Annotated in this window: 23 protein-coding genes and 1 pseudogene; 10 read left to right on the forward strand and 14 right to left on the reverse strand. The window is 42.4% G+C overall.

Features of this window, described 5'->3' with window-relative positions:
• On the reverse strand, positions 1–1,029 hold the full coding sequence (locus R7P35_RS04025) for a site-2 protease family protein (RefSeq protein WP_042520855.1): 1,029 nt from the start codon (positions 1,027–1,029) through the stop codon (positions 1–3).
• A 422-nt stretch (positions 1,030–1,451) separates the two neighbouring features.
• On the opposite strand from R7P35_RS04025, the gene R7P35_RS04030 reads away from it, so the two are divergent.
• From R7P35_RS04030 to R7P35_RS04045, 4 genes are all read left to right on the forward strand, one after another.
• Positions 1,452–2,687, forward strand: a complete 1,236-nt coding sequence (locus R7P35_RS04030; protein WP_042520853.1) for an outer membrane protein transport protein — start codon at positions 1,452–1,454, stop codon at positions 2,685–2,687.
• Positions 2,688–2,707: 20 nt separating this feature from the next.
• Positions 2,708–5,116 (forward strand): VolA/Pla-1 family phospholipase, encoded by a 2,409-nt coding sequence (locus tag R7P35_RS04035; protein ID WP_042520851.1) that lies wholly within the window; start codon positions 2,708–2,710, stop codon positions 5,114–5,116.
• Positions 5,117–5,252: 136 nt separating this feature from the next.
• A complete protein-coding gene (locus tag R7P35_RS04040; protein WP_005376349.1) occupies positions 5,253–5,462 on the forward strand; it encodes a YgdI/YgdR family lipoprotein in 210 nt (69 codons plus the stop codon).
• Positions 5,463–5,751: 289 nt separating this feature from the next.
• Entirely contained in the window at positions 5,752–6,309 is a 558-nt protein-coding gene (locus R7P35_RS04045) for a PhnA domain-containing protein (protein WP_005376350.1), read from the forward strand.
• Between the two features lie 185 nt (positions 6,310–6,494).
• Here R7P35_RS04045 and R7P35_RS04050 read toward each other — a convergent pair whose 3' ends face one another.
• The 3 genes from R7P35_RS04050 to R7P35_RS04060 all read right to left on the reverse strand — a co-directional run bounded on the left by R7P35_RS04050 (position 6,495) and on the right by R7P35_RS04060 (position 10,350).
• Entirely contained in the window at positions 6,495–6,686 is a 192-nt protein-coding gene (locus R7P35_RS04050) for a hypothetical protein (protein WP_042520848.1), read from the reverse strand.
• 279 nt (positions 6,687–6,965) lie between these two features.
• The gene (locus tag R7P35_RS04055; protein ID WP_062730983.1) at positions 6,966–7,985 is read right to left on the reverse strand and encodes a TerC/Alx family metal homeostasis membrane protein; all 1,020 of its coding nucleotides are present in this window, start codon (positions 7,983–7,985) and stop codon (positions 6,966–6,968) included.
• 622 nt (positions 7,986–8,607) lie between these two features.
• On the reverse strand, positions 8,608–10,350 hold the full coding sequence (locus R7P35_RS04060) for a bifunctional metallophosphatase/5'-nucleotidase (RefSeq protein ID WP_115386643.1): 1,743 nt from the start codon (positions 10,348–10,350) through the stop codon (positions 8,608–8,610).
• 268 nt (positions 10,351–10,618) lie between these two features.
• Between R7P35_RS04060 and R7P35_RS04065 the strand changes: the two genes are divergently transcribed.
• Positions 10,619–12,253: an ATP-dependent endonuclease gene (locus R7P35_RS04065; RefSeq protein ID WP_042520844.1), complete on the forward strand. Its 1,635-nt coding sequence runs from the start codon at positions 10,619–10,621 to the stop codon at positions 12,251–12,253.
• A gap of 153 nt (positions 12,254–12,406) precedes the next feature.
• Here R7P35_RS04065 and R7P35_RS04070 read toward each other — a convergent pair whose 3' ends face one another.
• Both R7P35_RS04070 and R7P35_RS04075 read right to left on the reverse strand, forming a co-directional pair.
• The gene (locus tag R7P35_RS04070; protein ID WP_017634175.1) at positions 12,407–12,889 is read right to left on the reverse strand and encodes a DUF1097 domain-containing protein; all 483 of its coding nucleotides are present in this window, start codon (positions 12,887–12,889) and stop codon (positions 12,407–12,409) included.
• 228 nt (positions 12,890–13,117) lie between these two features.
• Positions 13,118–14,023 (reverse strand): LysR substrate-binding domain-containing protein, encoded by a 906-nt coding sequence (locus R7P35_RS04075; protein ID WP_005376369.1) that lies wholly within the window; start codon positions 14,021–14,023, stop codon positions 13,118–13,120.
• Positions 14,024–14,324: 301 nt separating this feature from the next.
• Between R7P35_RS04075 and focA the strand changes: the two genes are divergently transcribed.
• Positions 14,325–15,776 carry a formate transporter FocA gene (gene focA / locus R7P35_RS04080; RefSeq protein WP_005376371.1) on the forward strand — a complete coding sequence of 484 codons (1,452 nt, stop codon included), beginning with the start codon at positions 14,325–14,327 and terminating at the stop codon, positions 15,774–15,776.
• 137 nt (positions 15,777–15,913) lie between these two features.
• Here the strand turns inward: focA and R7P35_RS04085 are convergent, their stop codons facing one another.
• The 3 genes from R7P35_RS04085 to R7P35_RS04095 all read right to left on the reverse strand — a co-directional run bounded on the left by R7P35_RS04085 (position 15,914) and on the right by R7P35_RS04095 (position 17,436).
• A complete protein-coding gene (locus R7P35_RS04085; RefSeq protein WP_017634178.1) occupies positions 15,914–16,483 on the reverse strand; it encodes a YceI family protein in 570 nt (189 codons plus the stop codon).
• Positions 16,480–17,019, reverse strand: a complete 540-nt coding sequence (locus R7P35_RS04090; RefSeq protein WP_042520838.1) for a cytochrome b — start codon at positions 17,017–17,019, stop codon at positions 16,480–16,482. The genes R7P35_RS04085 and R7P35_RS04090 overlap by 4 nt, the downstream gene beginning before the upstream one ends.
• 174 nt (positions 17,020–17,193) lie before the next feature.
• Entirely contained in the window at positions 17,194–17,436 is a 243-nt protein-coding gene (locus R7P35_RS04095) for a DUF2164 domain-containing protein (protein WP_042520836.1), read from the reverse strand.
• A 183-nt stretch (positions 17,437–17,619) separates the two neighbouring features.
• Here R7P35_RS04095 and R7P35_RS04100 point away from each other — a divergent pair, with 183 nt between their 5' ends.
• Both R7P35_RS04100 and R7P35_RS04105 read left to right on the forward strand, forming a co-directional pair.
• Positions 17,620–18,252, forward strand: coding sequence for a hypothetical protein (locus tag R7P35_RS04100; protein ID WP_042520835.1), 633 nt, complete (start codon positions 17,620–17,622; stop codon positions 18,250–18,252).
• A 187-nt stretch (positions 18,253–18,439) separates the two neighbouring features.
• Positions 18,440–19,228: an EAL domain-containing protein gene (locus tag R7P35_RS04105; RefSeq protein ID WP_042520834.1), complete on the forward strand. Its 789-nt coding sequence runs from the start codon at positions 18,440–18,442 to the stop codon at positions 19,226–19,228.
• Positions 19,229–19,255: 27 nt separating this feature from the next.
• Here the strand turns inward: R7P35_RS04105 and R7P35_RS04110 are convergent, their stop codons facing one another.
• The 3 genes from R7P35_RS04110 to R7P35_RS04120 form a co-directional block, all read right to left on the reverse strand.
• A complete protein-coding gene (locus R7P35_RS04110) occupies positions 19,256–20,515 on the reverse strand; it encodes a DEAD/DEAH box helicase (RefSeq protein ID WP_042520829.1) in 1,260 nt (419 codons plus the stop codon).
• A 67-nt stretch (positions 20,516–20,582) separates the two neighbouring features.
• Complete coding sequence (locus R7P35_RS04115; RefSeq protein WP_054865345.1) at positions 20,583–21,185, reverse strand: ACP phosphodiesterase; 603 nt, start codon at positions 21,183–21,185, stop codon at positions 20,583–20,585.
• A gap of 81 nt (positions 21,186–21,266) precedes the next feature.
• Positions 21,267–21,440 (reverse strand): hypothetical protein, encoded by a 174-nt coding sequence (locus R7P35_RS04120; protein WP_017820948.1) that lies wholly within the window; start codon positions 21,438–21,440, stop codon positions 21,267–21,269.
• A 314-nt stretch (positions 21,441–21,754) separates the two neighbouring features.
• Here R7P35_RS04120 and R7P35_RS04125 point away from each other — a divergent pair, with 314 nt between their 5' ends.
• Complete coding sequence (locus R7P35_RS04125) at positions 21,755–23,185, forward strand: methyl-accepting chemotaxis protein (protein ID WP_042520826.1); 1,431 nt, start codon at positions 21,755–21,757, stop codon at positions 23,183–23,185.
• Positions 23,186–23,615: 430 nt separating this feature from the next.
• Here R7P35_RS04125 and R7P35_RS04130 read toward each other — a convergent pair whose 3' ends face one another.
• Together R7P35_RS04130 and R7P35_RS04135 are read right to left on the reverse strand one after the other, a co-directional pair.
• The gene (locus R7P35_RS04130; RefSeq protein ID WP_042520824.1) at positions 23,616–24,284 is read right to left on the reverse strand and encodes an HAD-IA family hydrolase; all 669 of its coding nucleotides are present in this window, start codon (positions 24,282–24,284) and stop codon (positions 23,616–23,618) included.
• A 195-nt stretch (positions 24,285–24,479) separates the two neighbouring features.
• Positions 24,480–24,989 (reverse strand): hypothetical protein, encoded by a 510-nt coding sequence (locus R7P35_RS04135; RefSeq protein ID WP_005376378.1) that lies wholly within the window; start codon positions 24,987–24,989, stop codon positions 24,480–24,482.
• A 332-nt stretch (positions 24,990–25,321) separates the two neighbouring features.
• Here R7P35_RS04135 and R7P35_RS04145 point away from each other — a divergent pair.
• Positions 25,322–25,720 (forward strand): annotated as a pseudogene (locus R7P35_RS04145) (CreA family protein).
• The last annotated feature ends 14 nt before the right edge of the window (positions 25,721–25,734 follow it).

The raw sequence follows: 25,734 nt of genomic DNA on the forward strand, positions 1-25,734 counted from the left end.
TCAAGTGCCCAATATCTGTAGCGGCAAACTTAACAAACTATCTCCGAGAGTGGCAAAGTACCAGATGATAGAAACAAAACCTCCGACAGAGACCAAGTACCAAGCAAGTGAAAATAGTTGCCCATAACGGGTTAATGGCAATAAATGGCTTTGATGTCGAGCTCTCCATTCCATCACCACTTCCAACATTCCCATTAACAATAAAAACCCTAGCAACGTCAGACCGAAATAGTAACTGATAAAAATGCCTAATAAAGCGGTCGCAATACTGCCAACTAACCCGACCCAAGTATTCATTGAGAAGGTAATACTTTTGAGCACATGGCCACCATCTAATGGTAAAATAGGCAGCAGATTAAATAGGTTTAGCAAGGCGTTAAACACAGCAAGCCCAGCGAAGATCACCTCACCAGTCATCCAATAAAGCAAAGTAAAAACAACACTAAGTACTAAACCGAAAAATGGTCCCATGATTGAGATAACCACATCCTGCCAGCGCGTGTTTATCTTTTCGTCACTTAGCGCCAAACCACCTAGGAATGGAATCAAATAGATCCCTTTGGTCTTCATTCCAAAATACTTCATCGCTCTAATGTGACCATATTCATGAAAAACCAAACAAGCGATCAACGCTAGCGCGAATTCGATGGAAAATAGCCAAGAATATGCAGCGAGACTTGCAGACGCTAACGCCACTTTAATAACTTTCGCACTTTTAAGTGCTTTCATCCCAAGAGATACGAGGCCTATTACACTTAAACGCTTTTCGGATGGTGGCGTAACTTCTGGCACTTGGCGCTCGATGTCTTTTTCATTTCGACAACCTTCGTTGACGAGCTCACCGTTAATTGTGACCTTGTAACTCAATTCAAACGGTTGCCATGTTAAAGAACACTCTAAATGACAGTTCAGGATTTCCTCACCCGCAGAGAGCTTAAACTGGTGTAGACAAGTCTCTGCGGTATTGTCACTGGCATCGATTTGAGACACCAACGTATTATCCCAATATAACTGCTGCCACCCAGCCATTGATCCTTCGAGCCTTAGCGAACGACCTAAAAATTCAACATTCAGTAATTCCAATGCGGTTCCTATTGCGTCTATTGAATAACTACATAGCGAGCGCGAATTATGCCTGTGAAGTGAAGAAACAGCAAAGCGAGCTATCTCTTGATTTGATCGTTATTTAACTATAAAGCTCGCAAAACAATTCTGGTCGTACCATTCTCTTCAAAAATATAACGATAATACATGCCCTTACAAGCCATCGTTTGACCTATGCATCATATTTAAAACGCAAAATACGCTCAAACTTTGACAAGTTATTAAACATACAATTAACATTAAATTTACATCACCGTTGTATTTCGCGTATTAACAATTGGTGTAAGTACCACACAACAATTACAAGGACTTCGGTCCAGCATTATGACACCCTAGGAGGGTCAAGGATGAACAAGAAGCACTGCTCTCTGCTTACAATTTCAATATTGTTTGCGTGTAATGCCCACTCAGCGGGCTTCCAGGTAGCTGAACATTCGGCATCTGGTCTTGGTCGAGCATTTTCAGGGGAAGGGGCTGTCGCAGATAATGCAAGCGTCCTTGCTCGTAACCCTGCAGCAATGACACTTTTCAAAGAAGCTCAATTTTCGGGCGCGTTATCTATCATCGACCCTGAAGTCGATGTATACGACACTGTAAACAATGAACACGCGAAAGATGTCGCCCCTTTACAGATCGTGCCAGCAGGTTATTACATCAGCCCTATCAATGATAACTGGGCTTGGGGTATCGGTATGTTCACAACATACGGTGTTGCTACTGACTATCCAAATGATATTTCCGCTGGTGATATGGCGGGTGACACTTCCCTACTTTCAGTAAACATCAACCCTAATGTCGCTTACCGTATCAACGAGTCTTTCAGTGTCGGTGGTGGTATCAACCTAGTATACGCTGAAGCAGAGCTGACTCGCCACAAAGGCGCACTTGCCGGAATTTTAGGTGGTAATAAGTCCGATAACCTTGTCGGCATGGAAGGTGAAACTTTCGCTTGGGGTTGGAATGTCGGCGCTTTATTTGAGCTAAATGAAAACAACCGTTTTGGCTTTGGCTACCGCTCTAAGGTTGATCTAGATTTTGATGACGGTGAGTTTAGTAGTTACGACTCTGGTCGAGCTTCATCACCAAAAGTTGATGGCCGTTTAAAAATTTCTCTCCCTTCAATTATCGAATTATCGGCTTTCCATCAACTGAATGAACAATGGGCTGTACATTACGGCTGGCAACAAACCGACTGGAGCACATTTAAAGAACTAAAAGCGACCAGTAACGAATGTAATGACGGAGTATGTTTCTTTAAACCTGAGAAATATGAAGACAACAATCGCTACTCCGTTGGTGCAACTTACATACTTAATACAGACTGGACATTCCGTGCAGGCTTTGCGTACGACGAACAAGCAGGTGAAGCAACATTGAGTATCCCTGACAGTGACCGTTTTTGGTACAGCGCGGGCCTAACTTACGCAATGAATGAGAATTTAACTTTCGATGCAGGCTTTGCACTTGTTAAGAGTAAATCAGGCTCTTTCACTGAGAAAAATGCTCTGGGTGAAGAGATTAAGTTTGACTCAGAAGGTACTGCTTACATCAGCGCGGTACAGATGAACTACACCTTCAAATAATGGGATTACGGAGTAAACCAATGAAACACACGTTTAAATTATCAATGCTTTGTTCTGCAATCCTTCTTGCTGGTTGTGGTGATGATACCTCCAGCTCTGGTACTTCCGACAAAGTTCAATTTGAAGATGAAGTCCAAGCATTGCTTGATCGCGAAACATCCATCAGTTTTACGCTTCAAGGAGCGAACGCAGATGTACCGGCACCGTCTTACTTATTAATGGACACAAGCGATGGTACGCTTGGTCTGCCAACTGATGGCGATGATGCTTTAACCAACCCTAGAGCCTCAATGAACACGATGGATGGATGGTCAACGTCTATGCCAATCGTTCTTAACTTCAACGGCGACGGTTTTGCAACGGGCATGCTGTCGTCTGGTGTTAAAGTCATCAAGATTAACCAACGCTTAACCGAGTGGGACGGTAAATCTAACCCAATCGAAGAGGTACTCGTTCAGAATCAGGACTACGTAGTTCAAGCAAAAGGTAGCTCTCTATACATCCAGTTCTTGGCTGCACTTGATGAGTCAAGCGAGTACATTTTTGCGGTTACACAAGATGTTACTGACGTGAATGGTGAGCCAATTGGTACATCAGCCAGTTATGCGACAGGTAAATCGAAAGAAATCGTTTATGAAACTGGCGACCTTGCTTCTGTTCAAGCAGTCACTCAGGCGGTTGAAGGCATTTTTGGTCTAGCTCAAGTTAATCCTAACGACATCGTTTACTCCTCATGGTTCAGTACCCAGTCTGTAGGTGATACGTTAGCGGCAGTCAAAGGAGTAACCGCTACTGGTTTTTCTACTGGCGCAAACACACTAAATACCGTTTACAAAAATGACTCAAACGAAGGTTCAGTAGACTTATCAACGGCCTACACAATAACGCTCGGTGAAACCCAAGACTTTAGCACTGCGCTAGACTCTGACGATGACTTTAGTAAATACATTAGCGATCTAGACGCAGCTAAAACGGCAATTAAAGGCCTTTACATGCAATCAGGTGCCGATGTAAGCGTGACACAAGGTGTGGTAAGACTGCCTCATTACTTGGAAAAAGGCGCAAGCTGGAACATGCAACCAATGGTATCTGCGATGCCAAGCCTAGCGAAGCTAAGCGCAGCATTAGCGGATCCGAACGAGCAAGCAAACATGGTTCAGCAGCTATCAACAGGCGTTTTTGCAAATGATCCTGTTGATGTGACAAAGCTTGCTACAGATCCTACAGAGCAGCTAAAACTTGTTGGAGCTAAGCTTACTCTTACCGATGGTACCCAGCTTGATAGTGAGCGTATTATTACTCGCTACTCGCCTGTTCCCGTAGTGAAATCGGTTGAAGATGTCGAAGTACTGGTCTTCACACCTAAATCTGGCGTCGCGACAGACGTTGTGATTTATCAACACGGCATCACCTCAGCGAAAGAGAATGCGTACGCGTTCGCGTTCAATATGGTAAAAGCAGGTGTGGCAGTTATCGCTATTGACTTACCTATTCATGGTACGCGCAGCTTAGATGAACAACGTTCCGCAAATGCGAATGTACTGGCTTATCTAAATCTTTCCAACTTAGCCGTTGCGCGTGACAACCTACGTCAGAGTGTTCTGGATGTGTTAGGTTTGCGCGCTAGCTTAGTAGTATCTGCTCAAGGCGGTCTTTTTGCTGGAGGTCCTCTGCAAGGCTTCAACCCAATGACGGGTTCAAAAGTCAAAATGCTAGGTCATTCACTTGGCGGTATTGTAGCTACATCTGCCGTTGCAGCAGCAAACAATACACTGGGCAGCCCTTCTGCGGATGCGCTGTACACCTTTAGTTCTGCATCAGTACAGAACTCTGGTGGACAAATTGGTAATTTGTTACTGGGTTCAGACAATTACGGCCCTCAGATCAAACATAACCTCGCTTATGCAGCATCAAAAGACTATGCGAATTACGCTGATGCATCATGTGCGGATCTAGAAGATAAAACATGTTACGAAGCTTTTGAGGCTGCGGCAACGGAAGCTCAAGTAGCAGCGCTAGAAGCAGGTTTCTCACAATTTATCTATGCAGCACAGACTACACTAGACACTGTCGATCCGTTCACAAACGCTTCAGATTTAGTGGCATCTGGTTCGCTAACGACACCATTCTTTATGACAGAAGTGGATGGCGATAGCACAGTACCAAACAGTGTTCCAAATGCACCATTCGCGGGTACTGAACCGCTTGCTAATAAGCTAGGGTTGAAGACTGTGAACAGTACGGACACTGATGTGAATGCAACTGCGAGCTTTGTACAGTTTAATGCTACTGCATCGCACAGTACTTTTGCTTCGCCAAATGGCACTCTGTCTGATATTGATCATCATGTAGAGATGCAGATGGAAAACACTGACTTCTTAATGGATGACGCACTAACAGGTGTCACTAACACTTCTGTTTTGAAGTAATCGCAACATCCTTCCTACCAAAGCCCAGTTTCTACTGGGCTTTTTCATTTCAATTCTATTCAAACCCACTCATATTTCCTCTGCTATAGTTAAATCGATGTCTTTGCCTAACTCACTTGTTTAAAAGGAAAACTCTATGCGCGTATTGACTGTTATTGCCACTGTATTACTTCTTGCTGCATGCGGAAGTAGCCAATATCTGATGTCGACAAATGAAGGGAAAATTATTACCTCTTACGGTAAACCAGACCTGAACGAGGAAACGGGTATGTACGAATATGAAGACATGGATGGTAAAGAAATGAGTATTTCAAAAGAGCAAATTGTCCAGATTGTCGAACGTTAACGACAGGCCCTCTGTAAATTAGAGGGCTATGTTCTAGCCACCCTCTCTCTACATTTACCTCTTTTAGGCTTGTAATCGTTGTAGAAATTGACACAACTAATTCATAAGCCAAAACAATTAATAGTGTCTTTTATACTTCCGTATTATTTATTTAGCGAATATTTTACATCTTCACCTTAATCAGGTTGGAGTATTGTAAAATCTAGTCTTTAATTCGCTAACACCCTTTTATTTCTCAGGATAAAGTGGATAATACCGCCACAAAATAACATTACTAAGGTGAGTCCTTATGTCTATTGAAGCTACTCTGCTTGCGCGCTGCGAGTCAAAATGTGAACTGTGTTCTTCTGAATCTCAACTAACTGCATACGCTGTCCCACCTCACGGTAATGTGACGGTTGATACTGCCATCATGGTTTGTGATAAGTGTCTGGGTGAGATCGATGAGCCAAAAGACATTAACCACTGGCGTTGTCTAAACGAAAGCATGTGGAGCCAGGTTCCTGCTGTACAAGTGACTGCATGGCGCCAACTCACTCGCCTAAACACAGAAAGCTGGGCTCAAGATGCTCTTGACATGATGTACATGGAAGAAGAGCAAATGAACTGGGCAATGAAAGGGATGTCTGCTGACGATAAAACGGTTGACTGTAACGGCACTGAACTTAAGAAAGGTGACGATGTAACAGTAATTAAAGACCTACCAGTAAAAGGCACTAACCAAGTAATCAAACAAGGTACAGTGATTCGTGGTATTAGCCTTGGCGATGATCCAAAGCTAGTTTCGGGTAAGGCAAATGGTGGTCAGTCGATGTACGTGATCGCAGAATACTGCCGCAAGAAGTAATATCTCACTTCAGTCAAGTCAAAACGGGGCACCAATGGTGCTCCGTTTTTCTATACAACACTTAATCTACTATCATGTCTACCTCCTCTAGAGTGTTTCTTTTCTAAGGCGTAGGTTGAGTAGGCATGTTATACAAATAAAAAAATACCGGCTCATAGGCCGGTATTTCTTACACTATTTCAATATTAACGGTACATACCGATGTCTTTTTGAATATGTGTTGACAAGTCTTCTGCGTAGTAACTGCGTGGCGCAGTATTATCTACAAATAGAATGTCCAGTAAGTGAGCAATCAGTCCTTTGAAGTTAACCGCGTAGGTTTTCTTATCCATAGAGGTTGGTAAAGCTACATTTGTCATTTGCATTGCTTGTGCCATGATTGCCTCTCTTTAAAAGCAGTAGTCTGTTTAGTTGGTTGTATATTAGTCAGTTTCTTATTGTTTAAGAAATGACAAATTTTACCCATTCAAATTAGAATTTCTAATAAAACAAACTCATTACAAAACTCAAAAATACAAATGAATAATAACGGCATAAATAATCACAATTGCTGTTATTACATTGAATAACTGAACATTACCTGCATAATCGCCCCTTAAGCAACAACATATATTTAACAATATTTTTCGTTATTTCTTTTGATTTTAGTGCTTACTTTATATTTTTTGATTAGTAATATTAACGCTAGTTTGACGCTTCGCTTTATTTTTTAGGAGTGATGCAACCACTGCCGATGTCATCACAACAACTAAAAATGTGAGAGACCATGCTGTCGGAATCTCATATTCTGTTCCAACCAATAGCATTTTTACCCCGATAAACATCATGATTACTGATAATGCTGGTTTTAAGTATACAAACTTGTCTAACATTGCTTGAAGAACAAAGTACAGCGATCGCAAACCCAGTAATGCAAATACGTTCGCGGCTAAGACTAAAAATGGCTCTCGTGTTACCGCGAATATAGCTGGTATAGAATCCAACGCAAACATAACGTCCATTACTGCAATGACACCAACAACGATCAGCATCGGTGTTGCCACCCACTTACCAGCTTGCTTTAAGATTAAGCGATTTCCTTGGTAGTCATCTGTAACTGGCAATACCTTTCGAATCAACTGCTCCGGATATGGATTAACCTCTTCTGCTTCGCCTTTGTCGCGAGCTAGCTTAACACCCGTCCAAATAAGAAAAGCAGCAAATAAGTACAATACCCAGTGATACTGTGAAAGTAACTGAGCACCAACCGCAATCATGACAGCGCGTAAAACTAGCGCACCTATCACCCCCCAAAGCAATGCTCTCGGACGCAAGTGCTCCGGCACACTGTATTGTGCAAAGATGATGGCAAACACAAACAAGTTATCCACGCTTAGCGACTTCTCTAGTAAGTAACCAGTTAAGAATGAAATCGTTGCTTTGTCGTTCGTATAAGCGCTATGTGGCGCGTAAAAGTCCCAGAATAAATAAATAGAACCTGCAAAAACAAAGGCAAGCAAGAACCAAAAAACACTCCAAACGATGGCTTTTTTCATCGTGATAACGCCACCACGTGTTTGATAGATATCAAGCGTAACAAGAACAAGGGTAAATAAACCAAAAGCACCATACATCGCTAATGATTCTTGAAGAGGCACCGATTGGCTCAATTGGGTGGTATTTTCGATAAGAGACATATTTCCTCCCATGGCGGAAGGACTTCGTTTGGTGACCTTCCGCATACAATAACAACCAACAGCCACATAACGATTATGTGCTGCTAGTCAATGAATGCGTTGGTCTCGTTGAAGTGTTGATGTGAATGAACCACGTAACACCTTTACTTACCGGATAAGCTGATGCTTAACGAGATGACGATAAGTAAACTTGCGCTAACTACTCCCCAAACGCCGACATAATAACGCCGAGCGTCAGGCTTTCCAACAAAAAAGCCTTGTCTTATCGAAATAAAATTCTTATCAAAAATCAGGAAGCACTATAAAAAGAAAGAAATGGATTCAACCACCTGAACTTTAGTAAACAGACAAAAAGCAGCAAATGGATCAAGACAAACTCTTCATTGGTTAGAGCCCTAACGGGGAAGATAGATACAAAAAAGGAGCATTACTGCTCCCTTTTGTAACATCCACATTCTTAGCAATTCAAAAGCCGCTTAGAGGCACAAAGTAGACCAGTGTTGACCAAATTGCGATCCAGGCAACCACGACTGCCGTATCTGCCCAATCTTTATTCCACATACTGCCATCCTCATCAACCCATGTAGTAAGTGGAGAGCAGCAAAATCAATACCAGTATCTATTATCGACGTCGCTTTGTGTAAAGTTTGTGACTTTGATTCAAACAGTTTGGCTCATCGGTCAGGAGTTCAATAAAACAATCAGCCATGGACAAACTGGTCACACGCCCTTCTCCTTTCATCTCCTGCAATGCGTCATACCCCTCTTTCCCTTTCATCGTATAGGCAGAAGAAGTCCCTCGATACCAAACATCATCTTGAACACCTACCCATTGTTTGCCATCAAAAATCACTAATGATTGAACTCTTTCACCTTTTGGGGCATCTGCGTGGTACTCGAAGTTTAAATTGTAAGTGTACGGATAACTGCCAGATCCAGTGCCTTCTACGCCATTGTTGAGTGCATTATTTATCGCGCCTTCAAGTGCACGGCGAATAGCGCTGCCTTTTACATCGTAAAAGCCGATAGGAACGGCAAAAGGCAACAGTCGTCCGGCAATGTCTGCCACTGTGATGTTGCCAGGGTTCAAAGAGGTTCGCACGCCACCCGCATTATGAATTGCAAATTGAACGTCATATCCACGTTTGTTTAAACAGTGCAGAAATGAGCGGGCAACGGAGGAAGCCAACTCACTCTCACCAAATTCATCGGGAATTCTCACATGACGCTTTTTGGTGTCAACACTAGCAATGACTTGTGACTGTAACTGCCTGACCTGAGGAATATACTTATCGCTCAGGATCGCTTGAGTTTCCGGGTGTTTCTTACAAACCACGACATTCGGTTGACCATGGATGAAGTCGCACGCGGTTTCGAATACACCTTGGTCGAGCTGTTGGTTTAGCGTCGAGTCCCAAAAAATACGTCGACCAAGCAACAGTTCATTTTGTCCACTCAACATCGTTGCTTTACCGTGTTCATCAAACTCAATGACGCAGTGCCCCATTGTCAAAGCATGGAAACCCGCTTGCACCACATAGGTATCATTAATTTTGATACCGTAGGGATCGTCTTGTCCTAACCCTATTGATGAAAAATCACCTTGCAACCGGTGGCTGTGTCCACCAACAATTATACCAATACCTGCGACTTTCTCAGCTAACTCTAAATCACCTTCATAACCTAAGTGGCTCAGAAGAATAATATTTTTTATACCTGATGAATGGATTTGTTTTACGGTCGCCTTGGCGGTTTCAATTGCTGAGTGAAAAGGCGTGTCTGCATCAGGGTTTGCGATGTCGCTCATTTTATCTATGGATAATCCGAAAATCGCGACCCGCTCACCATGGAATTCTTTAACAATGTATTGAGCGCTCTGTGTATCCGGTTGGTAACTATATACATCCTTGCAATCACTGATACGGTGAGTTTTTTTAAGTGATTCATTGGATAAATCCCAGTTGCCAGCAAGCAATGGGAACTGAGTACGTTGGCAAAACAATGCAACTGGCTCATTCCCCATATCTAATTCATGATTGCCTAACGCCATTGCATCAATCTTTAATGCGTTCAATAAGTCGGCATTGGCTTTGCCTTTAAATAGTGAGAAATACAGCGTGCCTTGGAAGCAATCTCCGGCATGGAGGAACAACATCCCGTGACCTTGGCGCTGAGCATCATCTCTTAACTGCTCGACTCGGGTTGCGATACGAGAAAAGCCGCCAGCACTGACATAAGGCTCTAGCGTGAGTTCATTGTTTATCTTAAGCTTTAACTGTAATGACGTTGGTTCAAAGTAGGAATGTGTGTCATTGATGTGTGCCAGTTTGATTCTCACTGGCTTATGATTGTTATTCATCTTCATCTTCTCTTTTTTCATTCCTTATAATAATAAGAAGTGAATCATGACAGAATCATGAATTTTATGAAACTGCGATTTAGGATTTCATGTTTAAGTGATCACGATGCTGTCCCCCGGCTTTGAAAGCAAGCCTCGCTTGTAACGGTCTCTATTCAGTAAGAGGCTCTCGTAATTTTGTGAACTGAGCTTAACTCAAAAATTTCGAATTCATATATGCTTAGGAGTAGCAAAATAACTCTCGATAATTCAAATAATTGCAAGGAGGATTGAGATGAGACTAGAACGCATCGAAATCTCCGGGTTTAGAGGCATCAAACGCCTTTCACTCTCTTTTGACGAACTCACCACGCTTATCGGTGAAAACACGTGGGGCAAATCATCATTACTCGATGCCCTTTCCATCGCATTACCTGCCAATGGCTCATTGTATCAATTCAAACTGAAAGATTTTCACGTTGACTACTCAATTTCTCATCCACAAACACAACACTTACAGATCATTGTTTGTTTTAAAGCACAGGATAAAAACGAAGTAAAAGCGGGACGCTACAGACGCATAAAGCCTACATGGTGCACCAACGAAGATGGTGAGCAAGTCATTTACTATCGTATTAGTGCGTCTCGCGATGAGCACGGCATTAATACAGAGTACGCGTTTTTGGGTCATAACGGCAAACCCAAAAAACTTCACCACTCAGAGAAACTCGCTATTGAGTTAATGACACTTCATCCTGTAATCCGACTACGTGACTCCCGACGCTTCCCAGATTTAAACCATGTCAACGGCGATGGTAAAAATGCTCGGATTGAAAAACGAATCAACAATACCTGTCGACGCTTATTGGCTATGCCTGGCCATGTAAATAAAGGTGAGATTCGTAGTAGTCTCGACTCAATGCAAACGCTTGTTGAGCACTATTTTGCGTTCAGAAGTGTCAGTAAAGGTAACCCACGCAAACCTCGCGATGGTCTTTTCTATACAAGCCCTTCCTCTGATAAAGGTTTGAGTCAGTTCTTGAAAGAAACCAATGACAAACAAAGCCGCTTGCTTTTAATGGGGTTACTCAATGCCTATCTTCAAGCTAAGGGTCCCACCGATTTAAGGCGCTGCGCGAGACCAATACTGATTATTGAAGATCCAGAAGGTCGACTGCATCCAACTCATCTAGCGAGAGCGTGGTCCTTATTGCAATTGTTGCCAATGCAAAAGATATTAACCACCAACAGTGGCACGTTACTCGGTTCTGTTCCACTGTATTCAATTCGACGTTTAATTCGGCTATCAGACAGAACCATCGCTAAGAGTTTAAACTCAACAAAGTTTGGTCGAGATGAGTTGCGCCGAATTGGTTTCCATATTCGTTTTCATCGTTCAGGAGCATTATTTGCGCGGTGCTGGTTACTTGTTGAGGGCGAAACCGAAGTTTGGCTTTTTCATGAACTGGCTCGTCAATGCGGGTATGACTTGGCTGCCGAAGGGGTTCAAATCGTTGAGTTTGCTCAATCAGGTCTAAAATCACTCATCAAAGTAGCAAAAGAGTTTGGTATTGATTGGCATGTCGTTACCGATGGCGACCCAGCAGGGAAAAAGTACGCGCATGCAGTGCGAGCACAGCTCGACCATGATCAGGAAAGGCATCGACTTACGGAGTTACCCGACCGAGACATCGAGCACTTTCTGTACAACAATGGTTTTGAACTTTTCTTTAAGGACATCATCAAAGTTCCTCATGACCACCCTATCCCTGCTAAAAAAGTCGTAAATCGTGTTTTGAAAAAACATGCAAAACCGGACTTAGCTTTGGCTATTGTTTCTCATTGTGAAGAGAAAGGCATGGAGTGTATTCCTGTTCTTCTGCGCTGGACACTTAAACGCGTTGTTACCATGGCCAACGGCAATACATGAGTTAGACGTATTTTACACTCAGCGTATTGTCTTGTAATACAAAAAAAGCACACCAATTTGGTGTGCTTGTATCAAACATCATTAATTTTGATTAAGGGTATTGAGAGGGATAAAACTCAATACACAGTGGATACCAATAAGATCGGGGGTTCACTACTGTGCTTGCTCAGCAAGCGAAGAAGAAGTAGCGGTTGATTTCGTATGCAACCATAGCCCTGTCGCTTTCATTAGATAGCCAAACACACCACCTAGCAACAACGATGGAATGACAAGTTGCCAGTTTCCGTCAGCCGCAAATGTTGCGCATGAACCAATAAAAGTACCAGGGATGTACGCGAGCCAAGCTTGTTTAGCTTGAATACACATGAAGAATGCCACAATAGCGGTAATCACATAGCCAATAATTTCCAACCCCACGTAAGTGGAACCGTGAATAATTACCATTGCCCAGAATACGCCTGTCATATTAGTGATTAAGCTGATACCTAGTCCTTTCAATCCGCTAGTTGGCGCTGCAAAGTAGCTCGTGCAACCTAAAAAACCAGCCCAAGAAAGCAAACCTAAAGAGATGGCGATCCAACCCCATACGCCAGATAAAATTCCAGTAGTGATAGAAATAGCTAAAAGTGTCGTCATGGTAGTCATACCTACTCGGCTATTATCGTACCTATATGGTTCAATAACTGCCTTCATACATTGAAATCAAGGAGACATGTTAGATACATCAGCTCAGCTTATCGGTGATATTGATCACAATAAAATATTATTATTTTCACAATTTACATTAAAAGTTTGACGCAACCGATAAATCAACAGATTTAGGGAATAAACCCAACTCATCTCGTAGGCATGTTTAATCAACCTTTAAAGAACTGAAGGCTTCCCTTTCATCATTCGTAGTCCCTCTCTTTTAATGCAGTCGACTAATGGGTTTTCTGCCATATCTGAACGCCATATAAATGAAAGCGTCCTTTCCATTTTTAACTCAGGTACATTTAATGCCACAAGATGACCTGCTTCTATATATCGCTCTACATCTAAATACGGTAAGCAAGTAAGGTACTGACCATTAGCAACTAAACTACGTAACACCGGAACGTGTTCGTACTCGCGCCACACATCCAAATCTTCAATAAGGTGGTGAATAGAACTATCAAATGTTTTTCGTGTGCCAGAGCCATGCTCTCTTAGTACCCACTTCGCTTGCTCTAACTGCGCAAGGCTAACAGACTGATTACGCGCAAAAGGATGATGAGAAGCTGCGACAACAGTAAGATGATCACGACACCATACTTCTTGGTGTAAACGGTTATCATCACAGCGCCCTTCAATAATCCCTAAGTCATACTTGTAATCTAATACCCCATCAATCACCCCTTTTGTACTTTGTACACCGAGGGAAATACGCATTTCTGGAAAGTCATTATCAATGATACTAATAAGGTCGGGAACTAAGTGCTCTGCTGGTGTTTGACTCGCTCCCATACGAATCTCACCACTCAATAAATGTTGCTCATAGAAGCCCATTTCAATCTGCAATGCGTCTTGTAGCAAGCGTTTTGCTTTTGGTCGTAACCACATCCCCCAATGGGTTAACGCCATTTGCTTGCCTTGCCTCTCAAACAACGGCCTGCCAAGCATCTTCTCTAATTGCGCAAGCGACATACTCGTCGCTGATTGTGTCAAAGCCAATTTTTCTGCGGCTTGGCTTACACTGCCGGTATCTGCAACTGCGTCGAAAACCGCTAATTGCTTAAGTGAGTAGCGCAAAGTGTCCTCCATTATTAGTGGGTATTTCCCAATCCCCACAATTGTTAAAGCATGCCCCAATAAGCAATAGAGTTCATTTTACCTAGCCCCGTAAAGTTATCAATTAATTTGATGAGGTTTCTAAATATTATCAATTTTACCTTACTAACCGTTCTCCCTATTCTGAGTACGCGGTTCGGGAACACCGCAAGCCTCAATGGTTTTGAAACCGAAGTCATTGAGGCTCTTAATAAAAACAACAATTTCATTTTTGAGTTAATAACCAAGGATTTTTTATGCGATTACAAATTAAGGAGTCAATATGGCGGTGACCAGTTCTCAAAATCACCAGTATTTTTCTCCAAAAGAGATGATGGTTGAAGCGGAAAAATTTGCGTTAAGTAAGGCAAACAAAACCAGCAGTATGACATTAAGCCTCGCCATTATGGCCGGCGCGTTCATCGGGTTAGCATTCTTGTTTTACATCACGGTGACCACCGGTAGTACGGGCGCTGGTTGGGGCTTGAGCCGCCTAGCTGGTGGACTCGCATTTAGCATGGGATTGATCCTCATAGTGATCTGCGGTGGTGAATTATTTACCAGCTCCGTCCTATCCAGTATTTCTTGGGCCAATAAGCAAATATCGTTCGGTAAGATGCTTTCGATCTGGGGCAAAGTTTACGTTGGTAACTTTATTGGTGCGATGTTCCTACTTGCGCTGGTTACTGCTGCTGGTCTTTATCAGATGGATGGCGGTCAATGGGGATTAAATGCGCTTAACATCGCACAACACAAACTTCACCACACTCTCATTCAAGCGTTTGCACTCGGTATTCTCTGTAACCTGTTGGTCTGCCTAGCGATTTGGCTGACATTTAGTTCTGCAAATGCAATGACAAAAGCAGCAATGACAATTTTGCCTGTGGCAATGTTTGTCAGCAGCGGTTTTGAGCACTGTGTTGCGAACATGTTTATGGTTCCACTTGGTATTGTTATCGCGAATTTTGCACCTGAATCTTTTTGGGCATCTGTCGGTGTGCCCGCGTCACAATACACAGACCTAAACATTAGCCACTTTATTACCGCTAACTTAATTCCTGTCACGCTTGGCAACATCGTCGGCGGAGCGGTATTAGTTGGCCTTTCAAACTGGTGTATTTTTCGCCGACCAGAACTAAAAGCAGCTAATATTTCTTCTATCACTACAACTACAACACTGTCGTCAGTTAAGGATTTCACCATGAAAAATGCCTCTTTTGTTAAAGACATTATGAACCCAAAACCAATCACCATTCGTGCAGAAACGCCAATTGCAGCCGCGCTGGATGTGTTACTTGATAACAACGTAACTAGCGCACCTGTTGTAGACGTACAAAATCGATTAGTTGGCTTCTTCTCTGCTCACGATGTGATGGTAGAACTATGGTGTGAGGACTACATTCCGGTGAAAGACCAAAAAGTCGTCGACATCATGAGCAGAGATGTGGTCGCAATTGACGCTGATGATCGCCTCGTTGATGTTGTGGAATTCCTATGTATCGATAAAGAGCAGTTGTACCCAGCGAGCAGTATGGGTATCGCCACTCGCTTGACGTCTTTGTCTCTCGAAGAACGCGCTAAAAGTATCAAAGTAAGTAAGCCACAAGTGCTTCCTGTGCTTGAAAATGGGCAGATGGTCGGGGTGGTTACTCGTACTGAAGTATTAAAAGCACTACGCCCGATTTTTGGTGAGCGTTTAAACCTAGTGGAAAAAAGCGAGTTAGAAACAGCGTAATTCGCTAAACATTTACAACGTTTATTGGCTTTCAATCGCTATCACTGACGGGTTTATCGATGTTAGTGATGTGATTAAGATAATAAAAAAGCGCTCTTCAAGTGAAGAGCGCTTTTAGTGTATCTAAAAGGAACTAATTACTTCTTAATACCTTCGATATGAAGTTCCATATCGACGTAGCTTGAAGCACCCATTACTGGGATGTCAAAGTCAGCAAGCTCTAGGCGAGTGTTGCCAACAAAGCCAGCGCGCTCGCCGCCCCATGGGTCACTACCAGCACCAACGAATTCAGCCTCAATAGTAATAGGCTTAGTAACACCGTGTAGCGTTAGATCACCAGTTACATCTAGTTTGCCATTGCCTTTATCAACCACTTTTGTGCTAGTAAAGGTTGCTTCACTGTATTTGCCAGCATCGATGAAGTCACCACTACGAATGTGTTTGTCACGTTCAGCATGGTTTGAATCTAGGCTGGTTGTATCAACAACAACATTTACTTTTGAGTCAGCAATGTTGTTTTCATCAAAAGAAAAGTCACCAGAAAATGTATTGAAACGACCTTTGATGAAACTGTAACCCAAGTGGCTAACTTTAAAGTTGATTGAAGCGTGAGCACCTTTGGTATCGATGACATAATCTGCAGCTTGCGCACCAAATGGCAGTGCCATAGCGATAGCTAATCCTGTAGCGAAAAGTGACTTTTTCATTTTGAAGCTCCTAACATTTTTCTTAATGTGTTGTCTTTATCGATAAAGTGGTGTTTTAGTGCAGCAATAGCATGTAAGCCTGCAATCAGGATGACTGCCCAAGCTGCATAGAAGTGAATCTCACCTGCAATATCTGATTGGCCTGGGAATAACTCTCCCGCTCCTGGCACGGTGAACCAATTAAACACTTCGATGCCGCGTCCATCAGACGTTGAAATGAGGTAACCTGAAACAAAGATGGTGACCAATAGTAGGTACATGACACCATGCGCTGCTTTAGCAGCAAGCACTTCGTAACGTTTGCCTTCTACCTTTGGTGACGCCGTCACATGTTTCCATACTATGCGTACCAAAGTTAAAATAGCGAGTAAAATACCGACAGAGCGATGGTAATGCGGCGCAGTTCGATACCATTCGCTGTAATAGCTAAGGTCGACCATCCACAAACCCACTGCAAATAGACCAATAATGCACAGCGCTGATAACCAATGCATCACGCGTGCAGTAAGGTTGTAATTCTTTACCAGTGTATCCATCTCAAGTTCCTAGATATATTCCTAAGTTAATGCTGAGCAAGAAACACTACATTAACCTATTTACGTCATATGAAACAGATTATTTACCATCATTTACATCCAGCCAATGGTACCGTATCTATCAAGTTGTTCGAATTTTTTGAAGGAACTTTAAATCGTTTGTAAAACTGAAACTTACAGCTTAATTTCTTGTTCTATCTCATACAGCTCTTCGGAAACTTCTAACATTCTGCGTTCAACCAGTAACTTAGCATCTTCAACACCCTTATTATAATAAATTGGTCCTAGTTTTTCTGTAATAAAATCAATTAGAAACTCACTATCGAACTGGCCAATTTCAACATCTAGCTCGTCTTGCATGTAATCTTGAATGGCGGTGGCCAACGCCTCTTTTTGTGCGCGTTCTAGCTTTATCATTTTTTCCCTTTCAAATTTTTGTTCAACTTCTGCTTCTTTCGTGTTGCTCTATTAAAGATTAAACACGGTCATTTGTGAGAAATTTGGTGTTTAGATCAAGAAGTTGCCGAAGTAAATTAGTCTATTCTCAAAAGACTATGCTAACCTTTTGCAGTTCGTTTTGTAATTATTAAGGGATATTCTTTGCTACTCGACCTAGTTATTCAAAGTGTTAATGATTTTCAAGACGACTGTCTTAAGCTGTGTGAAAAGCATTACCCTGCGGTGCATAACCAAGGCATGAGTGAGCATCATCTTGGTCTCGCGTTTTCAAGAAGGATGGAACATACTTTTCGTCACTTTGGATACAACTGCGTGATAAAGCCAATCGAAGTGTTGGATTCTCCAGACCTTCCCCATCACTATCGAATTTCATCCGACATCGGCACTGTCTGGGTTCTGAGTCACCATATGGTCAGTGCCGGAAAATCTTGCCGGGAAAACTTACTCTCATCAATTACGGAATGGCAGAGTGAATATGGCTATGCCTTACAGCCTAATGACCTACTCTTTTTGGTTTGCGATCATTGGATAAGTCGCAGCAAAACGAGCCGAGAATTACTTCATTGGTGGGTGGGGGAACTACCCGATCAGATCAACGAATACACAGAACAAGGAATCACACTGTACACCAGCGAGTCGCAACTCACGCAATCTTTGGACACTCGATTCGGTATTAGCCCTTGTTACATTAAGTTTGGGCATCCTTTACGGCGTTCGAACAAACAGCAGTTAGTCAGAAAATATTTGCAGTTGTATGCCGTACTGCAATGGTAGCATCAAATTGAAGTGCTGAGATTATCAATTATTTCAGCAATTTGTTTGATATCACTCGACAAAACTACCCATCCATTACCATCGTTCTTGCTTGAGTTAATGAGCACACTTAGATTCATTGCCAATGAAATAGAAAAATTAGCGCGATAACGCTGATGTTGAGACATTGATTTAGGTTGTGGTAACAATGATGAGCATCTCGCAACTACTTAGTTGCATCCGGAAAGAAGCCGACGGGCAGTATATTGCGAAATACGCGAACTTCACTCTCCGCAGTGTCTTTCAACCCATATATAAGAACGATATTTCCATCGTTGGCCTTGAAGCACTGGTAAGAATTAGCAATGCCAATGGCACCATGGTTAGGCCAGATCAGTTTTTCCAATCCAAAGCGACTCCCACTCAAGATTTGCTCAACGTTGAACGCTTAAGTCGCCTAATCCATATCAAAAATTTCTCTCAGTCTCGCTTTCACACAAAACAATTGTTTCTCAATGTATTACCGGTAGCGGCAGAGATACTAGTTAAAGACATCACTTATAACCGACTGCTAAAACAAACCATTTATGAATCGCATTTGATGAATGAACAAATCGTCATGGAGTTACTTGAATTGAAGGTGGAGGATGAACTCTCTTTGTCTCAAGCTGCTCGGGAGTTAAGTCTTGAAGGATTTAAATTAGCGATTGACGATTATGGCGTCAATGCATCGACAACTGAGCGAGTGAGAAGCGTTTGCCCAGATATAATCAAGATGGATCGCTCTTTATTGCTAAGGTATGAAAACGGTGATTTTAAAGCGCTTAACGATGCATTATCACTCGCAAAAGCGTTATGCTCTAAAACCGTTATCGAAGGAATTGAAACCGAGCATCAACTTCGCTTAATGAAAAAGCTCGGTTTCGATATGTATCAAGGGTACCTACTTGCTATCCCCCAAACGTTAGACGTCTATGAAGAGGCAAAAACAGCCTGACTATGTAAGAACAAAAGTTTGCGCGGTTTAGCGAGAGCTACGTGATTTACCACGATTCTTATGAATCGCCAATTTTGCTTTTAGCTTACGCTTCTCAGATGAACGACTACGACGACGCCCACCCCCATTTTGTTCAGGCTCAACTTCTTCTGCAAGGCTTGGTTCGAAACCTGCCAGCCATTCTTGGGGTAAGCGTTGATCAAGCAGGTTCTCGATAGCTTGCAACAAGTACTCCTCATCTCGACTCATCAGAGAAACCGCCAAACCTGACTTTCCTGCTCTTCCAGTGCGGCCAATTCGATGGACATAATCTTCTGCTTTGAATGGCATATCAAAGTTCACGACTTGTTCTAGCTCTTGAATATCTAACCCTCGTGCTGCCACATCGGTTGCAATCAAAGCACGTACCTTACCTTGTTTAAATTCATCCAAAGCTCTTTGGCGGGCACCCTGTGATTTATCACCGTTGATAGAAACCGCTTTGATGCCATCTAACTTGAGCTCTTTCGCTAACTCATCACTGCCTTGCTTCGTTTTTGTAAATACAAGCACTTGCTGCCAATTCCGCGAGCCAATTAAGTACGCTAGCAATTCACGTTTCCGTTTTTTATCCACTGGATAAACCATTTGTGTTACCGTTTCAGCAGTCGTATTTGCTGGTGAAACTTCGACTTCAACTGGCGATTCCATGAGTTTATACGCAATAGTTTTGATTCGCTTCTCAAATGTCGCAGAGAACAATAGGATCTGTTTCTCAGCAGGCAAACGTCGGAAGATGCGCTGCAAGTCAGGCCAAAATCCCATATCTAACATACGGTCGGCTTCGTCTAACACGAGCATACCGGTTTTAGAGATGTTTACGTTACCATTAAACAGGTGATCCAAAAGGCGGCCTGGCGTGGCAATCAAAATATCAGCGCCCTCTTCTAACTTTCTCTTTTGTACGCCAATGCTTGTACCACCATAAACACACACAATGCGAAGTTCTGTTTCTGCCGAGTACTGATTCAAATTATCAAATACCTGCTGTGCAAGCTCGCGTGTTGGAACCAAAATCAATGCTTGAGGTGTGCCATTAAGTTTCTTTTGCTGAACGGTTTGTATGATAGGTAAACCAAACGCAGCCGTTTTTCCCGTACCAGTTTGTGCAGCAGCAAGTAAGTTTTTTCCTGCAAGGACGTGTGGAATTGACTTTTCTTGCACTGGTGTTGGCGTCACGATATTTAGATTGCCTAGCGTCTCGATTAGCTTTTGTTCGATGCCTAAATCAGCAAAATTAACAGACATGTGTAACCTCATTATTTTTGGAGCGCAGAGTTTACCAGAGCCCCTAAAGCCATACTACTTTTCTATCTCATTGAGTTGAGTCATTAAGCTGTTGCTGAAAATCATACGACTGGCGCAAAACATCTCGATAAAGTGACGAGAACTTCTCTTCTAATTCGGTGTAATCACTTTCAATCACTTTAAATGTTGTGGTTAAGTCTGCCATTCTAGGACTTCTTTGCGACATCCGATGTAGTGCAAATTCTATATTGTCTAGATCTTGATAGGATTGAAGCCATCGGCCATGCCACATTCTGCTGTGGAGCACCAAAAAACGTGGCGGCAAATGTTCATGAACCTCTCGGTTTACTCTCTCGTATGCCGTTTTTACAAAGTGTTCGAGAGGCACGGAATGAAAGTCGTTCCAGTGTTTTGCGAGGCAATGATCCCAAAACATATCCAAAGCGATAGGTGCAAAACGTCGCGCAACACCAGTGAAATGAGGCTTACATTCGTTGACGATTGGATGATGGTCGGTAATACGGTCAACAAATCTATGTAATCTGATGCCATTTGAGATATCGCGATCATACAGCTTGCTTGGATCTCCTTTTACGAAGTCTCCAAGCAAGTTTCCCAACAAATGGCTGTTACTGTGATCTGCGATATGCAGGTGGGCTAGAAAGTTCATTCGACGCCAGTTTTGGCCTCTAGGGCTTGGTGTGACATGAACCTAGTATAACGTCAATTACGACGAGATGAGAGTGTTCCGCTATTCGGCTTCGTTGTCTGAGCCAACGTATTCCGACAAGATAATGCCAATTTCAAGCGCATCTAGCAGCTCTAGGCTCTCATCGTTTTGGTATTGGTCGCTCATTGTGACCTCCTTTATTTTAAGCTCTCTTGCTTTTACTTGCTGACGGCCTGGCTCTTGCCATATCCACATCAGCAACTCCTTTTTATAGTCTTTATATGACACATTCATGACAGCGAGAAGTAAAGATTTAAAAACCTATGAGCATAATCAAAAGTAAACGATTGCAATTAGATTTCATATCCGCTTAACACTTTAGAGAAATGACTCTTTTATCAACATTCATGTCAATTTAAAGATATAACATACTGTTATAGGCGTCCTTAGATCTCATTTCTTAAACTAAATTTAGTATTCGTTACATATTTTGCTGATTAACTTCGCATATTTTGTTTCGATATAGCAATAGATTTGGTCAATATCTTTTATCTCTAATGGAGCTTTAAATGAGAGAAGTTGAGTTTAGAACGATAGACAGGCTGTTTATCAAGATGTCTATCAACGACAAAATGTGGGTTATATTCCTACTGTTTTTAGTAGCCCTCACTTCAGTGGCTGGAAGCCGCTACTTCAATGAAATACAACAATTTAAGCAGCAAGCCATCTCGGCGAGCGAAGCGAAGCTTTCTGGTATCGTTGATGCTCAATCAAACCGCGCTACAGAAATTGACGGCGTATCGAAATCGAACCGCGTAAGCGAGAGTTCTTTTGTCGATGGGTCTGTCACCGCTTATGCCAAGTTGCATTCTGGAGAAGTGATTAAGCTGACTCAAAATGTGTCCACACAATACGAATCGGTAAAATCATCAGCTCTATCGTCACTATTACTCAGCTTCTTATGGGTTATTCCTTTTGCCCTATTCTCTTACTGGGTGGCAACGTTTATCGGAGGAGCTCTGTGGGTTTTATATACAACAACCGAAAAAATTGGTGACGGTGACTTAACCTCTCGTCTTGGTTTTCACCCTGGTCGAGATGAATTCGGTACCATCGGCTGTGCGCTAGACAAGTCTATGGATACCTTAAGTGAACTGGTTAATAGTGTTAAAAATAATGCAACGATGTTGAGCGAGACATCTTCTGCATTCGAAAAAGATATGCAGTTGAGTGAAACCCAGATATCTCATCAATATCAAACGCTTGATTCAGTCGCGACGGCAATGGAAGAAATGACAGCCTCTGCAAAGGAGGTATCAAGTATTTCTCAACAAGCAACGACGCAGTCAGACCAAGATGCCCAGAAGATCGAACTAAGCAGAAGCCGTGTACAAAACGTGATTGGCGAGATAGAGACGTTATCTAGCTATATTGAACAAGCCTCTACGTCAGTAACCAATTTAAACGAGAATACGACGCAGATTAATGACGTGATCACAACGATTAACGCCATTTCAGAACAAACTAATCTGTTGGCACTAAACGCAGCAATCGAAGCAGCCCGTGCTGGTGAACAAGGTCGTGGATTTGCAGTGGTTGCCGATGAAGTACGTACATTAGCAAGCAGAACTCAACAGGCAACAGTAGAGATTCAAGCCATGATTGAGAAGCTTCAAATAGAGAGTCAGAACATTGCTTCAATCACCAACCGAACCGTTCAGCAAGCTCAAACCAGCAGCCAGCTTATTGATGAAATCGGCCATGATGTTACCTCTATTGCCGAGTCAGCACGCTCATTAATGGACATGAGCATTCAGATTTCCACATCTGCTGAAGAACAAAGCGCAGTGGCTAACGATATTGCATCGGAACTTTCAGAAATTCGTAGTCAATCAAGCACAATCAGAGAAGTGGCGGAGCAATCTACCGCTGGCGTCGCTAATCTCACGCAAGCCTCCGTTTCTCTTGGTGAGATATTACAACGCTACCGCACCGCATAACGTTGTGAGGCTTATGATCAACAAGGGCTCCTTAAGGAGCCCTTTTCTTTAAACCGTGTTCAACTATTACCTTCGATATTTTCTACGACATCCAAGTGGATATTTGAAGTGAATCTCAAGTTCTCGCTGTACCCGATGAAATAATGTTCTTAAACAAAGCGTTCCGCTATGCTTGATCTTGCCAATTCCAATTTGCTGCTGGAAAACAATATGAATAATTACAAAGACACAAAAGACATAGAGAACCTGAATTGCCCACTCTGCCAAGGAGATGAATATCTCATTTCATCGGATGGCGAGAAATTCACATGCGCTGCTTGCGGATTTCATACAAAAAACTTCTCATCTATCCAATGTCTACATCAAACGCCTTCCCTACAGTCTAAACTTAAGCACATCCACAGCTTAAGTCCGGTTTGCCATTAATAGGTCAAACAGAGCAGCCACACAGCTGCTCTTTTAATTCATCTAAATGATGGATGCGAATTACACGCTCGTCATCAACAAGATTGATAGCTTCACCATTAAATAACTGTATCGTTTTGATACCGGCGTTTAGTCCCGCCTCAACTCCTTTAGGCGTGTCATCAATATAAAGACAGTCACTTGGTAAAAAGCCCATGCTCATAGCACTGTACATGATTAAATCGGGCTCAGGCTTCCAACTATTCGCATCGAATGCCGAGAACACTTTGCCTCGGAAAGCATCGAGTAAACCGGTTAACTCCAAAGCGTATTCAATTTTATCTTTAGGTCCATTAGACGCCACACAATATTCGATATTATGCGAATCCAAAAACTGAATTAATCGTTTTGCGCCATCCATCGGCTGTAAGTGACGCACAAAAAGAGACTTGACTTCTTCTCGGTATTGCGGCTCTAAAACATCAATTGGAACTTTGATATCTTTCAATTCTTTAGTATCTAAAAGGATGTCAGCGAGCTTTCCTCCTTTAAAGTGAGAAACGCACTCTTCCATCGTTAACTCAGCCCCATGCTGGTTAAAGACATTGACGAGCGCTTGGCAACACAGTCTTTCGCTGTCGACCAACGTACCATCACAGTCAAATATCACGCACTTAATATTGGTAATTGCCATAGCCATCTCCAGACGTCTTAAAGGCTCAAGCCCAAGCTGATTTTAAGAATGTTTGGATTAATATTATTTGAGTTTGGGATTGTTGAAACGACGAGCTTGGCATTTCATGGAAATAGAAGGTAGCAATTACAGTTTTTCTAAGCAAGATCACCCAACGTCATCTTGCTTTACTTTTTATGCACATTGACGTGTAAGTTAGTTTTCGATAACCACTGAGTCTAACAGTTTTTGCTCGGTGCTTAGTCTTTTAGCCAGATCAGCCACAAACGAGCTTTTGTATTTTGATTCAGAAACAGCAACATCAGAGATGAGTGTATTTCCTTCGAGATGGCTAACAATAGCAGCACCAATTGGGACTCCAGATTTAAAACCAACATATAATTCAAAATCTGGCGTGAGGATAATCTGTGTCAGATATTCAATGATCATATCTTTATCATACTGCTGTTCCCAGCGCTGAGATTGCAAGATAGAGAACATAATGGTCAGTCGATGAAAATCGACCAGAAAAATGTCGTCGGGGTTAAATTCAGAGTCACTTTCCAGTAGTGTGTCTTTGTCGACTACTTGATACGTTGCTTTTTCTAGCGTTTTGAAATAGACATCGCGCCCTTTCAAACTCTCTGGTGTCGGAAATTCAACTTCGACCAGATCATACAGCCATGTATTTTTACGCTCGATACTGGCTAACTGTTGTTCATTCATCTTGATACCTTCGTTTAGAGCAGTACATTAGCATGAAGCCCGCAACAAACCTAGCGCACATAGACCTTTCCGTGGCTAAATTTTGTTTTAGGTGCAAACCTCTGATAGATTTCATCAATATCTTTCCTAGTTAAGGACAAAAATAATGAAAAAGATGCTGTTAAGTGCATTGCTTGCTACTACTCTAGTTGGTTGTTCAGATAACGATGTTGCTGACGTGGGGCTCGGTTGGTTTACTTTGAAAGATGTATAAGTTATTACCAACACTAAGACATTTTAAACAAACATTCCCCCAGGATTGTAATATAAACATTTAGTAACAAGGAGTTAGCATGAAGAAACTAATGACTGCTCTATTCCTTTCGGGATTGCTTTCTGGTTGTTCAGAGAATGAGGTTGGTGACGTAGGATTGGGTTGGTTTACCTTAGAGGACATTTCAATTTCGAGCTTGGTTGATGAAGAAGTTACAGGGGTAACGTGTCATATCGCTTCGATTGAAGCAGATTTGAGCCTTGCCGATCCAAGTGACAGTTCCATTTCTTGCCGACAGACAGGTGATATTACTCCTGAAATGATAGCCAAGATTGCGAAGAATTTACGACCCTGAGAATCAAACCCTCCTCAACTTGTCATACACGACGAAGTAAACAGACGTTAGTTTCAAACACAGCCTTTCTACGGTCCCTCTATGGGTACTGCTGCTTACATTAAACCAAGTTCAATACAATAAAAAATGCCGCTATT

The sequence above is a fragment of the Vibrio sp. Vb0304 genome (assembly GCF_033338995.1).
Classification (GTDB): domain Bacteria; phylum Pseudomonadota; class Gammaproteobacteria; order Enterobacterales; family Vibrionaceae; genus Vibrio; species Vibrio alginolyticus.

Coding starts and splice junctions, on each gene's coding strand:
- R7P35_RS04025 (WP_042520855.1), bottom strand. CDS start 1,029: ATGGCTGGGTGGCAGCAGTTATATTGGGATAATACGTTGGTGTCTCAA.
- R7P35_RS04030 (WP_042520853.1), top strand. CDS start 1,452: ATGAACAAGAAGCACTGCTCTCTGCTTACAATTTCAATATTGTTTGCG.
- R7P35_RS04035 (WP_042520851.1), top strand. CDS start 2,708: ATGAAACACACGTTTAAATTATCAATGCTTTGTTCTGCAATCCTTCTT.
- R7P35_RS04040 (WP_005376349.1), top strand. CDS start 5,253: ATGCGCGTATTGACTGTTATTGCCACTGTATTACTTCTTGCTGCATGC.
- R7P35_RS04045 (WP_005376350.1), top strand. CDS start 5,752: ATGTCTATTGAAGCTACTCTGCTTGCGCGCTGCGAGTCAAAATGTGAA.
- R7P35_RS04050 (WP_042520848.1), bottom strand. CDS start 6,686: ATGGCACAAGCAATGCAAATGACAAATGTAGCTTTACCAACCTCTATG.
- R7P35_RS04055 (WP_062730983.1), bottom strand. CDS start 7,985: ATGTCTCTTATCGAAAATACCACCCAATTGAGCCAATCGGTGCCTCTT.
- R7P35_RS04060 (WP_115386643.1), bottom strand. CDS start 10,350: ATGAAGATGAATAACAATCATAAGCCAGTGAGAATCAAACTGGCACAC.
- R7P35_RS04065 (WP_042520844.1), top strand. CDS start 10,619: ATGAGACTAGAACGCATCGAAATCTCCGGGTTTAGAGGCATCAAACGC.
- R7P35_RS04070 (WP_017634175.1), bottom strand. CDS start 12,889: ATGACGACACTTTTAGCTATTTCTATCACTACTGGAATTTTATCTGGC.
- focA (WP_005376371.1), top strand. CDS start 14,325: ATGGCGGTGACCAGTTCTCAAAATCACCAGTATTTTTCTCCAAAAGAG.
- R7P35_RS04085 (WP_017634178.1), bottom strand. CDS start 16,483: ATGAAAAAGTCACTTTTCGCTACAGGATTAGCTATCGCTATGGCACTG.
- R7P35_RS04090 (WP_042520838.1), bottom strand. CDS start 17,019: ATGGATACACTGGTAAAGAATTACAACCTTACTGCACGCGTGATGCAT.
- R7P35_RS04095 (WP_042520836.1), bottom strand. CDS start 17,436: ATGATAAAGCTAGAACGCGCACAAAAAGAGGCGTTGGCCACCGCCATT.
- R7P35_RS04105 (WP_042520834.1), top strand. CDS start 18,440: ATGATGAGCATCTCGCAACTACTTAGTTGCATCCGGAAAGAAGCCGAC.
- R7P35_RS04110 (WP_042520829.1), bottom strand. CDS start 20,515: ATGTCTGTTAATTTTGCTGATTTAGGCATCGAACAAAAGCTAATCGAG.
- R7P35_RS04115 (WP_054865345.1), bottom strand. CDS start 21,185: ATGAACTTTCTAGCCCACCTGCATATCGCAGATCACAGTAACAGCCAT.
- R7P35_RS04120 (WP_017820948.1), bottom strand. CDS start 21,440: ATGTGGATATGGCAAGAGCCAGGCCGTCAGCAAGTAAAAGCAAGAGAG.
- R7P35_RS04125 (WP_042520826.1), top strand. CDS start 21,755: ATGAGAGAAGTTGAGTTTAGAACGATAGACAGGCTGTTTATCAAGATG.
- R7P35_RS04130 (WP_042520824.1), bottom strand. CDS start 24,284: ATGGCAATTACCAATATTAAGTGCGTGATATTTGACTGTGATGGTACG.
- R7P35_RS04135 (WP_005376378.1), bottom strand. CDS start 24,989: ATGAATGAACAACAGTTAGCCAGTATCGAGCGTAAAAATACATGGCTG.